Source organism: Actinophytocola sp. (assembly GCF_035712165.1).
In the GTDB taxonomy this organism is placed as follows: Bacteria; Actinomycetota; Actinomycetes; order Mycobacteriales; family Pseudonocardiaceae; genus DASYTH01.
Window position 1 is genome coordinate 1 of the sequence record NZ_DASTBH010000373.1, and the last position, 11,938, is coordinate 11,938.

Annotated in this window: 12 protein-coding genes and 1 pseudogene; 9 read left to right on the plus strand and 4 right to left on the minus strand. The window is 70.8% G+C overall.

Annotation, left to right across the window (positions count from 1 at the left end; translation table 11 throughout):
* From VFO68_RS20485 to VFO68_RS20505, 5 genes and pseudogenes are all read left to right on the plus strand, one after another.
* A pseudogene (locus VFO68_RS20485) lies at positions 1-376 on the plus strand (ATP-dependent helicase); the annotation flags it as partial.
* Between the two features lie 212 nt (positions 377-588).
* Complete coding sequence (locus VFO68_RS20490) at positions 589-1,716, plus strand: sugar ABC transporter substrate-binding protein (protein WP_325159950.1); 1,128 nt, start codon at positions 589-591, stop codon at positions 1,714-1,716.
* Positions 1,717-1,811: 95 nt separating this feature from the next.
* Positions 1,812-2,585, plus strand: a complete 774-nt coding sequence (locus VFO68_RS20495) for an ATP-binding cassette domain-containing protein (RefSeq protein WP_325159951.1) — start codon at positions 1,812-1,814, stop codon at positions 2,583-2,585.
* Positions 2,586-2,596: 11 nt separating this feature from the next.
* Complete coding sequence (locus VFO68_RS20500; RefSeq protein WP_325159952.1) at positions 2,597-4,036, plus strand: sugar ABC transporter permease; 1,440 nt, start codon at positions 2,597-2,599, stop codon at positions 4,034-4,036.
* A 30-nt stretch (positions 4,037-4,066) separates the two neighbouring features.
* Positions 4,067-5,248 (plus strand): ROK family transcriptional regulator, encoded by a 1,182-nt coding sequence (locus VFO68_RS20505; protein WP_325159953.1) that lies wholly within the window; start codon positions 4,067-4,069, stop codon positions 5,246-5,248.
* Positions 5,249-5,318: 70 nt separating this feature from the next.
* Here the strand turns inward: VFO68_RS20505 and VFO68_RS20510 are convergent, their stop codons facing one another.
* Positions 5,319-5,501 (minus strand): DUF7455 domain-containing protein, encoded by a 183-nt coding sequence (locus tag VFO68_RS20510; protein ID WP_325159954.1) that lies wholly within the window; start codon positions 5,499-5,501, stop codon positions 5,319-5,321.
* Positions 5,502-5,748: 247 nt separating this feature from the next.
* On the opposite strand from VFO68_RS20510, the gene VFO68_RS20515 reads away from it, so the two are divergent.
* Both VFO68_RS20515 and VFO68_RS20520 read left to right on the plus strand, forming a co-directional pair.
* On the plus strand, positions 5,749-6,519 hold the full coding sequence (locus VFO68_RS20515; protein WP_325159961.1) for an EamA family transporter: 771 nt from the start codon (positions 5,749-5,751) through the stop codon (positions 6,517-6,519).
* 39 nt (positions 6,520-6,558) lie between these two features.
* Complete coding sequence (locus tag VFO68_RS20520; protein ID WP_325159955.1) at positions 6,559-7,452, plus strand: MarR family winged helix-turn-helix transcriptional regulator; 894 nt, start codon at positions 6,559-6,561, stop codon at positions 7,450-7,452.
* Positions 7,453-7,505: 53 nt separating this feature from the next.
* Here VFO68_RS20520 and VFO68_RS20525 read toward each other — a convergent pair whose 3' ends face one another.
* Positions 7,506-8,879 (minus strand): RNA polymerase sigma factor, encoded by a 1,374-nt coding sequence (locus tag VFO68_RS20525; protein WP_325159956.1) that lies wholly within the window; start codon positions 8,877-8,879, stop codon positions 7,506-7,508.
* A 154-nt stretch (positions 8,880-9,033) separates the two neighbouring features.
* The gene (ppgK, locus tag VFO68_RS20530; protein WP_325159957.1) at positions 9,034-9,795 is read right to left on the minus strand and encodes a polyphosphate--glucose phosphotransferase; all 762 of its coding nucleotides are present in this window, start codon (positions 9,793-9,795) and stop codon (positions 9,034-9,036) included.
* Between the two features lie 228 nt (positions 9,796-10,023).
* Here ppgK and VFO68_RS20535 point away from each other — a divergent pair, with 228 nt between their 5' ends.
* Together VFO68_RS20535 and VFO68_RS20540 are read left to right on the plus strand one after the other, a co-directional pair.
* Positions 10,024-10,551 carry a hypothetical protein gene (locus VFO68_RS20535; RefSeq protein WP_325159958.1) on the plus strand — a complete coding sequence of 176 codons (528 nt, stop codon included), beginning with the start codon at positions 10,024-10,026 and terminating at the stop codon, positions 10,549-10,551.
* 31 nt (positions 10,552-10,582) lie between these two features.
* Positions 10,583-11,383 (plus strand): inositol monophosphatase family protein, encoded by an 801-nt coding sequence (locus tag VFO68_RS20540; RefSeq protein WP_325159959.1) that lies wholly within the window; start codon positions 10,583-10,585, stop codon positions 11,381-11,383.
* 10 nt (positions 11,384-11,393) lie between these two features.
* On the opposite strand, the gene cei is transcribed toward VFO68_RS20540, so the two are convergent.
* Positions 11,394-11,938 (minus strand): envelope integrity protein Cei (gene cei, locus VFO68_RS20545; protein ID WP_325159960.1); only part of this gene is annotated, 545 nt, incomplete at its 5' end.

An 11,938-nucleotide genomic window follows, 5' to 3' on the forward strand; every position in this document is an offset into this window, starting at 1 on the left:
GGCCGAGCTAGACCAGGTCATCTACGACGGGTCGTCGTTCGGCACCGCGGCGTTCGCCGGCTCCGCCGAGGAGCAGGAGTACCTGGGCCTGCCCGGCCTGCTCGAACCCGAGCAGGTGCGAGCGCTGCTGCGCGAGCGCCAGCAGCGCCAGCTCGAGCGGCCGGCCGAGCCGGCGGCCCGCCCGGTGACCGTGGCCGAGCGGCTGGGCGGGCTGCGCAAGGAGCTCAACACGCTCGTCACCATGTACCACCACCGGACCGGCAAACCGCACGGTGCAATTCACAGTGAGCTACGCCGCACGTGTGGTGGACCACCCGTCGCGATGGCCACCGCCGAGCAGCTCCAGCAGCGGATCGCTACTCTGCGTACCTGGTAGTCCACGGTTCGGTAAGTGTGGGCTCACCTGCGGATGACATGCATGTTGCCAAACTGTGTCCTATACAGACAGGTCAGCGGCTTCCGTTCCGCGCCGTCCAACGCATATGTTGTGCCCCGCAACATTTCCGGCCGGGAGGGCTGCTGCAAACGGAGCAAGGTGGCGGAGCCGCCACCGCACCCCTCGCGGTATGAACATTGAAGGGACGACGGATGCGCAGGACGACTCTTGCCCTCCTCGGCGCAGGCGTGGGTGTCTCCCTCGCCCTGACGGCGTGTGGGGCTAACGAGGCACCGAGCAGCGGCGGCGGCAGCACCGCCAGCGGGCAGCCTTCCTCGAGTGGGGCCAAGGTGGGCGTGATCCTGCCGGAGACCGCGACCTCGGCGCGCTGGGAAGGCTTCGACCGGCCGGCGATCGCCGAGGCGATGAAGGCCGAGGGACTCGAGGCCGACATCCAGAACGCCCAGGGCGACGTGCAGAAGTTCAGCCAGCTGGCCGACACCATGATCAGCAGTGGGGTCAAGGTCCTGGTCATCGGCTCGATCAACAGTGAGGTCGGTGCGTCTGTCGCGGCCAAGGCCAAGGCGCAGGGCATCCCGGTCATCGACTACGACCGGCTCAACCTCGGTGGCAGCTCCGACTACTACGTGTCCTTCGACAACGTGAAGGTCGGCGAGCTGCAGGGCCAGGGCATGGCCGACGCCATGAAGGGCAAGCCGGCCGGCTCCCAGATCATCGAGATCGAGGGCGCTCCGACCGACAACAACGCCACCCTGTTCTACGAGGGCCAGCAGAAGGTCCTCAAGCCGCTCTACGGCGCCGGCACCCTGAAGCTGGTGCAGAGCCAGCCGATCGACAACTGGGACAACCAGAAGGGTGGCCAGGTCTTCGAGCAGATCCTGACCGCCAACGGCGGCAAGGTCGACGGCGTCGTCGCGGCCAACGACGGTCTGGCCGGCGCGGTGATCACCGTGCTGCGCAAGAACGGCCTGAACGGCAAGGTTCCGGTGACCGGCCAGGACGCCACCCCGGACGGCCTGAAGGCGATCCTCGCCGGTGACCAGTACATGACCGTGTTCAAGGCGATCAAGAAGGAAGCCGAGGCCACCGCCAAGCTGGCCGCCGCGCTGGCCAAGGGCGACAAGGCCGCGGCCGACAAGATCGCCACCGGCACCACGAAGGACACCAAGGGCAACCGCGACGTCAAGTCGGTGCTCGCGGAGCCGCAGCTGATCACCGCGCAGAACGTCAAGGTCGTGGTGGACGAGGGCTACGTCAAGGCCAGCGAGCTCTGCACTGCGGAGCTGGCTGCCAAGTGCACCGAGCTCGGCATCAAGTAACCAGGTCGCAGTAGTAGTACACGGGGCCGCACCCGCAGCAGAATCGAGTCTGCCGCGGGTGCGGCACCGTCGCCGATGAGTAGGACGGTTTAGAAGTGAGTGAGCCCGTTCTCGAGCTGACCGGGGTGAACAAGTCGTTCGGCCCGGTGCACGTGCTGCACGACGTGGACTTCACGGTGCGCGCCGGTGAGGTGACCGCCCTGGTCGGCGACAACGGCGCCGGCAAGTCGACCCTGATCAAGTGCATCGCCGGGATCTACCCGATGGACTCCGGTCAGGTGATCTTCAACGGCGAGCCGGTGCACATCCACGGGCCGCGGGACGCGGCCAAGCTGGGCATCGAGGTCGTCTACCAGGATCTGGCGCTGGCCGACAACCTGGACATCGTGCAGAACATGTTCCTGGGCCGGGAACGCGGCTCGGCCTGGCTGCTCGACGAGGCCAGCATGGAGCGGTCCGCCCGGGAGACCCTGGCTTCCCTGTCGGTGCGCACGGTGAAGTCGGTGCGCACGCCGGTCGCGAACCTGTCCGGCGGGCAGCGGCAGACCGTGGCGATCGCCAAGGCGGTGCTGTGGGACAGCAAGGTGGTGCTGCTCGACGAGCCGACCGCCGCGCTGGGCGTCGCGCAGACCCGCCAGGTGCTCGACCTCGTCCGCCGGCTGGCCGAGCAGGGCCTGGGCGTGGTGCTGATCAGCCACAACCTGGCCGACGTGTTCGAGGTCGCCGACCGCATCGCCACCCTCTACCTCGGCCGCATGGTCGCCGAGGTGCAGACCAAGGACGTCACGCACGGGCAGGTCGTGGAGCTGATCACCGCAGGGCGATCGGGCGACCTCGGGATGGCCCGTCCAGAGACCGCCACCATCTGAGGACTCGAGGCATGACCGACACCACCACCCCCGCCGCCGGCCGGGGCACCCAGCCGCCGAACGCCGCCATCTCGGACTTCGGCATCGACACCACGGCCCAGTCGACCAGAGAGGCCGTGTTCGACTACTTCGCCCGGCTGCGCGGCGGCGACCTCGGCTCCGTGCCCGCCCTGCTCGGGCTGGGCGTGCTGCTCATCTACTTCACCGTGCAGTCCGACCAGTTCCTGACCCTGAACAACATTTCCAACCTGCTCCAGCAGGGCGCCGGCAACATCATCATCGCGATGGGCCTGGTGTTCGTCCTGCTGCTCGGTGAGATCGACCTGTCCGCGGGCACCGCCTCCGGCGTGTGCGCGTCGGTGATGGCGCTGCACGTGGTCGAGAGCGGCAACCTGCTGGGCGGGATGCGCAGCACCAACGTCTTCTACACCTTCGTCGGCGGGCTGATCCTGGCCGCGGCGCTGGCCGCCTTCATGCGGATCTGGGCGGGCGCGGTGCTGGCGGCGACCGCGGTGGCGATCGTGCTGTCCGGGGTCGGGGCCAACCCGTGGATCGAGATGCTGCTCGCGATCACGGTCGGCGTCTCGATCGGCTGCATCACCGGGTTCCTGGTCTCCAAGATCGGTATGCCGTCGTTCGTGGTGACCCTGGCACTGTTCATCACCTGGCAGGGCGTGATCCTGCTGTTCATCGGGCCGCGCGGCACGCTGTCGGTGGGCACCGGGGTGCTGTTCCAGGTGGCCAACGGCAACCTGTCGTTGACGGGAAGCTGGATCCTGTGCGCCATCGCGGCGGGCGGCTACGCGGCCGTCGTGCTCGGCGAGCACCTGGTCCGCCTGCGCAAGGGCCTGGTCACCCAGCCGACCCCGGTCGTGCTGTTCAAGGTGATCAGCATCGCCATCATCGCGGTCGCGTGCACGTTCGCCCTGACCGTCAACCGCTCGACCAACGACTTCGTCGTGATCCAGGGCGTGCCCTACGTGGTGCCGATCCTGTTGGCGTTGCTGGTGTTGGGCACGTTCACGCTCAACCGCACCCGCTACGGCCGGCACATCTACGCCGTCGGCGGCAACGCGGAGGCGGCCCGGCGCGCCGGCATCAACGTGAGCAAGATCCGGGCCAGTGTGTTCGTCGTGTCCACCGGGGTCGCGGCCGTCGGCGCCATCGTCTACTCGTCCAAGGTAGGCTCGGTCGACCCCAAGGCCGGTGGGCTGGACACGTTGCTGTTCGCGGTCGGCGCCGCGGTCATCGGCGGTACCTCGCTGTTCGGCGGCCGGGGCAAGATCTCGTACGCGCTGATCGGCGGCCTGGTCCTCGCGACCGTGTCCAACGGCCTCAACCTGCTCAAGTACGAGGCGGCGATGGTGAACATCATCACCGGCCTGGTGCTGTTGCTCGCGGCCACCGTGGACGCGGTGTCCCGGCGCCGGGTGGCACTCTCGGCGGGCTGAGGGCCCTGGGGACGGAGACAGGGTGGACGGTTGACCAGCACACCGACAGCGGGCGCACGGCCTGACGAGGTTCGCCGGCACAACCGAACCGTTCTGCTGCGCCGGCTGCACGTCGGCGGGCCGTGTACCCGCGCGTCGTTGGCGACCGAGCTCGGGCTGAACCGGAGCACGATCAAGGCGTTGGTGGACGGGCTGGCCGAGTCCGGGGTGGTCGAGGAGAAGGTGCCCCGGATGCGCACCGGCGCCGGCCGCCCGTCACTGCTGGTGCTGCCGCAGGCGCATGCGGCGGTGGTGCTGGCCGTGGACGTGCGGGTCGAGCAGGTGGCGATCGCGCTGGTCGGGCTGGGCGGGGAGATGCTCGGCCGCAACAGCTGGAACCTGCACGGCCGGGCGCGCGAGCCGAACGAGGTGATCACCCACATCGTCGAGTCGACCCGGCTGCTGGCCGGCGAGCTGGACGTGGAGATGGTCGGCGCCGGGATCTCGGTGCCCGGGGTGGTGCGCCGCTCGGACGGGCTGGTGCACGAGGCGCCGAACCTGCACTGGACCGACGTGCCGGTCGGCGAGCGGATCCGCAAGATCCTCCGGATGCCGACCATGGTGGCCAACGACGCCGAGCTGGGCGCGCTGGCCGAGCACCTGCGCGGGGTCGCCCGGGGTTCCTCCGACGCGGTCTACGTCTCGGCCGACGTCGGGGTGGGCGGCGGGGTCATCTCCGGTGGGTCCACCCTGCGTGGCACCGCGGGCTATGTCGGTGAGCTGGGGCACATGGTGATCCGGCCGGGGCCGAGCGGGCGGCCCTGCTACTGCGGCAGCCGGGGGTGCTGGGAGACCGAGGTGGGCGAGCCGGCCATGTGCCGGGCGCTGGCGCTGCCGGAGGGTTCGCCGCGCGGCGCGGTGGTCGCCGAGCTGCGCGCGATGAAGGTCAAGCCGGACCCGATGCCCGGGCCGCTGGGCGAGTTCATCGGCTGGCTGACCGTCGGGCTGATCAACGTCGTGAACCTGCTCGGCCCGGAGCTGGTGGTCCTCGGAGACCTGTTCACCGCCCTACCCGGCTGGATGGTGGCCGAGGTGGGGCAGGACGTCCGCCGGAAGAGCCTGGTGAGCCGGGCGGTCGGTGGCACCCGGATCGTCGCCTCGACGCTGGGCGCGGACGCAAAGCTGATCGGCGCGGCCGAGCTGGCCTTCGAGCCGGTCCTGGACGCCGTGTGAGGTGCCGTCCCGGATAGGCGAACGCCGCGCCCGGGACGGACGCGGCGTTCGCAAAGTTCTGGCGAAGGGATCAAGCGTTTTGCTGTAGTTGTGCGGCAAGCTCGACCAGCCGTTGGTTGTGCTTACGCGCATGGTGCCCGCAGAACAGCAGCTCGCCGCCGGACGGCAGCACGGCGCGTACCTGTGCGGCAGCCCCGCAACGGTCGCATCGGTCGGCAGCGGTCAGCTCGGGGCGGGTGAGCGTGGGTGTCATGGCTTTCTCCCTCCGTCCCGGGCACCGGGAGCCCGATGCCCTTCGTCGGCGACGAGCACTTGGCCGGATGGCCAGTGCCCGTCCCCTTCCACTCTTCCAGACGATCGGCTGCTAGTCAGTGTTCCCGCGCCCACTGGATGGACGGTCGACTGTGATTTACCCGATTGCCACATCCCTAATCACGGGGCGTTGCTGAGTGTTGCGAAACGTGCCGACTCCGTTGCTCTTGGTAGTCAGCGGGGTGTCCATGTACGTGGGTGCGGCGGCCGCCGTGTGGCTGTTCGCGGAGATCGGTCCGGCCGCCGTGACATGGCTGCGTCAACTCGGTGCGGCGGTCGTCCTGCTCGCCGTCTGCCGCCCGGGCGCGGCCACCCTGCGGGGCCGCAACCTGGCCTTGGCGGCGACGTTCGGGCTGGTCACGGCCCTGATGAACCTGGCGTTCTACGAGTCGATCGCCCGGATCCCGCTGGGCACGGCGGTGGCGCTGGAGTTCGCCGGGCCGGTGGTGCTGGCCGCGCTGGGCTCCCGGACGGCGCGCGATGTAAGCGCTCTCATGCTCGTGGCGGCGGGCGTTCTGCTCATCGCCGACGTCCGCTGGACGGACAGCACGCTCGGAGTCGTGTTCGCTCTCAGCGCAGCGGCGCTGTGGGCCGTTTACATCGTGTTGAGTAAGCGCGTCGCTACTGCCGGTGTCGGCCTGGACGCGCTGGCGGTCGGGTTCGCGGTGGCCACCGTGGCGTTCGTGCCGCTGGCGGTGCGCACCGGGCCGGTATGGGCCTCGCCGCGGCTGCTGGCGCTCGGGATCGGCGTCGGGGTGCTGGCCACGGCGATCCCCTACGCGCTGGACCAGGTTGTGCTGCGGCGCGGGGTCGAGCGGGCGCGGTTCGCGGTGCTGCAGGCCCTGCTGCCGGTCACCGCGGCGCTGACCGGCCTGGTGCTGCTCGGCCAGGTGCCCACCTGGCCGGAGGCGCTGGGCATCCTGGCCGTCGTCGCCGGGGTGGCGCTCCGGTCGAAGTAGATACTTTCCATGGAAATAATGTCCATGTAAGGTATCGGCGTGACACCGGGCTACCTCCTCTGGCGCGTGACGATGAAGTGGCGGGCCGCCGTCGAGCGGGCGGTGGCTCCACTCGGCCTGACCCACGCGCAGTACACGCTGCTGGCTTCGCTGACCGGGCTGTCCCACCGGGGCCAGCGGCCCAGCCAGCGCGAGCTCGCCGACGTCACCGGCCTGGACCAGGTGTACGTCTCCAAGCTCGCCCGCGCGCTGGAGCGGTCCGGGTTCATCGAGCGGGCCGGCCACCCGACCGACCCGAGAGCGGTCCAGCTCCACCTCACCGAACGCGGATCGGAGGTCGTCACCCGCGCCGTGGCGATCGTCGCCGAACTGCTGGAGGAACTGACCGCGCCGCTCGGCGGCACCGCCAGCCGGCAGACCAACGAGTTGACCACCATGCTGCGGGCGCTGCTGGGCGAGCCGCGGCCGACCGAAGGGGATGAGCGGATGACCCAACCGACCACACTGTTCGGGCAGGATCTCGGCATCGCCAGCCGGGCCGGATCCCGGCTGCTGTACCGGATCCTGGACGCCGAAGCGGTCAGCTTCGAAGAGTGGATCACCCTGAAGCTGGTGCACGACCAGGGCGGTCACGTTCCGCGCGAGACACTGGTTGCCGGGGTCGCCGGCGGCCTGGACGCCGACCCGCCGGCGATCGGCGCCGTGGTCGGCGGACTCGAGTCCCGGGGCGTGCTCCGCGAGGCGGACGGCGGTCTCGGTCTCACGGCCGCCGGTCGAGCCCTGTTCGACCGCCTGCTGGATGCCACGACGCGAAGCGGCGAGGAGATCCTGTCCGGGCTGCCGGCCGAGGACGTTGCCACGACCCGCCGCATTCTCAACGAGTTCACCGCCCGGGTGAACCGGACGCTGTCCACTGCGGACGGTCCACTGTAGAGAAAAGAGAGCGGCGTCCCGGTGGCCGGGACGCCGCTCTCGTTGTCAAGCCGTCATTCCAGGTAGTCGCGCAGCACCTGGGACCGGGACGGGTGGCGCAGCTTCGACATCGTCTTGGACTCGATCTGCCGGATGCGCTCCCGGGTCACCCCGTACACCTGGCCGATCTCGTCGAGCGTGCGCGGCTGGCCGTCGGTCAGGCCGAACCGCAGCCGGACGACGCCAGCCTCGCGCTCGGACAGCGTGGCCAGCACCGACTGCAACTGGTCCTGCAGCAGCGTGAACGACACCGCGTCGACCGCCACGACCGCCTCGGAGTCCTCGATGAAGTCACCGAGCTGGCTGTCGCCCTCGTCGCCGATGGTCTGGTCCAGCGAGATCGGCTCCCGGGCGTACTGCTGGATCTCCAGCACCTTCTCCGGGGAGATGTCCATCTCCTTGGCCAACTCCTCCGGAGTCGGCTCCCGGCCCAGGTCCTGCAGCAGCTCGCGCTGGATCCGGCCGAGCTTGTTGATCACCTCGACCATGTGCACCGGGATGCGGATGGTGCGGGCCTGGTCGGCCATGGCGCGGGTGATCGCCTGGCGGATCCACCACGTGGCGTAGGTGGAGAACTTGTAGCCCTTGGTGTAGTCGAACTTCTCCACCGCGCGGATCAGGCCCAGGTTGCCTTCCTGGATCAGGTCCAGGAACGCCATGCCGCGTCCGGTGTAGCGCTTGGCCAGCGACACCACCAGCCGCAGGTTGGCTTCCAGCAGGTGGTTCTTGGCCCGCTCGCCGTCCCGCACGATCCACTTCAGATCCCGCCGGTACTGCGGCTGGAGCTTCTCGCCGTCGTCCTCGGCGGTGCGGACCCGTTCCGCCGCGTAGAGGCCGGCCTCGATCCGCTTGGCGAGCTCGACCTCCTCCTCGGCGTTGAGCAGGGCCACCTTGCCGATCTGCTTGAGGTAGGCGCGGACCGAGTCGGCCGAGGCGGTCAGCTCGGCGTCCTTGCGCGCCTGCCGGAGCGCCTCGGACTCCTCCTCGTCCCAGACGAAGTCGCCGTCCTTGGTGTCCTTCTCGGCCGGCTCCTCCTCTTCGACCTCGTCCACGGCCGCGGCCGCGATCTCGCTCTCGACGTCTTCGAGGTCCTCGAGATCCGGTGAGTCCAGATCCGGCTCGTCGCCCTCGATGGCGACGTCCGGCTCGCCCTCGGCGTCGCCGGGCTTCGCCTCGTCGGCGCCCTTGGCGCCCGGCTTGGCGGGCGACTTCGCCGCGGCCTTACGGGGCGCGCGGGCGGGCTTGGCGCCGGCCGCGGCCTTCTTCGGCCGAGTCGCCGTCTTCGCGCTGGCCTGCTGGTCCTGCTCCAGCTCGGCCGGAACCTCGTCGACCGGTGCGCTCGCGGCCGGAGCGGTGGAGGCTCGGGTTGCGGTTCGTGCGGCTGCCACTTACGCCCTTTCGCAGCTGTCCGTAACGGCGGCGTCAGGCCCTACTGAATGAGCCTGCGCTACCGGGAGTCTGGGAACGCCCGGCGACCGGGAGCCGCGGGCACTGTTCCATTGTAACGACGTAGTTGGCATGGTGCGGCGCGGTGGCGGTCGGTCAGTGCTCGACGCCCAGCTCAGCGGCCACCGCGGCGCCGACGATCCCGGCGTCGTTGCGCAGTTCGGCGGCCACCACCCGGGTCCGGACGTCCAGCAGCGGGAGCCACCGGTCGGCCTTCCTGCTCACCCCGCCACCGGCGATGATGAGGTCCGGCCAGATCAGACTCTCCAGGGCACGGATGTAGCGGGAGACCCGCAGCGCCCACTCCTCCCAGGACAGGTCCTGCTCGTCCTTGACCGAGGCCGCCGCGCGGGTCTCGGCGTCCAGCCCGTCCACCTCGAGGTGGCCGAACTCGGTGTTGGGCACCAGCTTGCCGTCCAGGAACAGCGCGCTGCCGATGCCGGTGCCGAAGGTCAGCAGCACCACCACGCCGGCCTGGTCGCCCGGCCAGCCGTAGCGGATCTCCGCCATCCCGGCGGCGTCGGCGTCGTTGAGCACCGTGACCTCGCCCGGCGCCCGGCCCAGCCGCTCGGTGAACACCGCCACGGCGTCCGTGCCGATCCACGACTTGTCGATGTTCGCCGCGGTCATGGCCGTGCCGCGCTTGACGACGGCCGGCAGCGTCACGCCGACCGGACCGGTCCACTCGAACCCGTCGACGATCTTCTTGACCACCGCGGCCACCAGTTCGGGACTGGACGGGTCCGGAGTGTCGATCCGGATCCGCTCGGTGGCCAGCCGGCCCGCCTCGAGATCGACGACACACCCCTTGATGCCCGATCCACCGATGTCAACCCCGAACCCGCGGGTGCCGCCCATCCCGTGGTCCCTTCGTACTCGATTCAGCCCACTTGTCACGGGAGGTTAGCCGGGCGAGCGGTCGGGATCGAGGGGGCACACCTCTAGCCGCGCCCCGGAGCCCTGCTCACCCGGCGCTGTGACGGGAACCACGACACGTGACCGCCGAGCCGAGCGATACCGCCAGCACTAACGTTTCCACGACCCAGAGGCGAGGCCCCCGTGACGACCACTCTCCGAGCTGTCCTAATGGTCCTCGCCGTCAGCGTGGTCGCCACGCTGCCGGCCTGCTCGGCCACGGAGGACCAGAACGCGGACCGCGCCGGCGGCGAACGGGCCGGCGCCGCCAGCCCGGCGCCGCAACCCGCCGTCCCGCCGGCCCCGACCCCGGCCGCCTGGGGGCAGCGCCACACCTGGGGCGACGGACTGGCCGTGCAGCTCGGAACTCCGGCGGTGTGCGTGCCGAGCCGGGCCGCGTTCCCGGCGGACATCGAGCGGGCGGTCAAGGTCCCCGTGCTGGTCGTCAACGACACCGCGGCGCCCGTCGACACGGTCCTGCTGGTCGTCAACGACCTCCAGTTCAACGGCGCGGCGGCGCAGCTGGTCACGGACATCGACGGGCCGTGCGGCAACGGTGTCGCGTCGACCAGGGTGTTGCCGGGCACGACGGTCACCACCAGCGTGGCCGTGGCGGTGGCCGCCGCGCCGGGCGAGCTGCGGCTCTCCTACGGCCCGCCGACCGGCCACGACAAGGCGTTGTTCGCCGGTCCCGCCTAGTGGATCCGGGACCGTGTGGTCCGATGGTCCCGTGGGTGACGTAGAGCGGGACCTGCTGGGAGTCGCCGAGACGGTGGCCAGGGAGGCGGCCGAGCTCGCCCGGAGCTACCGGGACGAGGCGATTCGCCAGGTGGACACCAAGTCCAGCGAGACCGACCCGGTGACCGCGGCGGACCGGGCGACCGAGCGGCTGATCCGGACCCGCCTGGCCGAGCTGCGGCCCGGGGAGCCGGTGCTCGGCGAGGAGGAGGGCGGCGGCGGGGGCGCCGGCGCGGGCACGGTGCGCTGGGTGGTCGACCCGATCGACGGGACGGTCAACTACCTCTACGGCTACCCGTGGTACGCGGTGTCGGTGGCGGCGCAGGTCGACGGGGTGTCGGTGGCCGGTGTGGTGCTGGAGCCGGCCAGCGGGCGGTGCTGGGCGGCCGAACGTGGCGCCGGGGCGACGCTGGACGGGGTGCCGCTGCGGGTGTCCGCCGCCGAACGGCTGGACCTCGCGCTGGTCGGCACCGGCTTCGCCTACCGGCCGGACCGCCGGCGCCGGCAGGCCGCGGGCGTGGCCGAGCTGATGGGCCGGCTGCGGGACATCCGCCGGTCCGGATCGGCCGCGCTGGACCTCTGCGCGGTCGCCGCCGGTTGGCTGGACGGATACTTCGAGCACGGGCTGTCCCGGTGGGACTGGGCGGCCGGTGCGCTGATCGCCGAGGAGGCCGGCGCCCTGGTGCGGTTGCCGGGTGAGCTGCGCGGCCCCGACCTGCTGCTGGCGGCCACGCCCGGTATCGCGGAGGAGTTGACCGCCGCGCTGGACGAAGCCGGCCTGTTCGACCTGTGAGGTGCGACTCCTAGCAGGTGACCTGACGGGCCGAGATGAGCCGGCCGGTGTCGATGTCCGGCTGCAGGGTGGGGTCGGCCTGCAGCCCGCCCTGGGTCGCCTGGAACTCCGGATGGGCCACCGCCCAGTCGTTGAGCTCCTCCATGATCCGCCGGGTGTCGGTGCGGTTGCGCAGGTCGTCGAACCGCTCGCCGAGAGCGAAGTCGACGGAACCGTCGGGGCGCTCGTCGCGGACCAGTTCGGCGCACGGCTCGACCAGGCTCAGCGTGCGGGCCGCGGCGGCGCCCTTCGGACCGAACCGGATCTGCGCGCGGCAGTTGAGGTCGGCCGCGGTGTAGAGCGGATCGTTGTCCGGCGGGGCGATCTGCCCGAAGCCGAGTTGGCGCAGCGCCTCGGTGATCTCGGCGGCCTGACCCTTGTGGGTGCTCGCGTTGACCACCCGGATCTGGATCAGGGCCGGCGGCAGCGGCGCGGTGCGGTCCAGGGCGTCGGTGCCGAGCGACTGGCCGAGCGTGGTCGGCGGCTGGCCGGACACGGTGACCGGCGCGGCGCCCG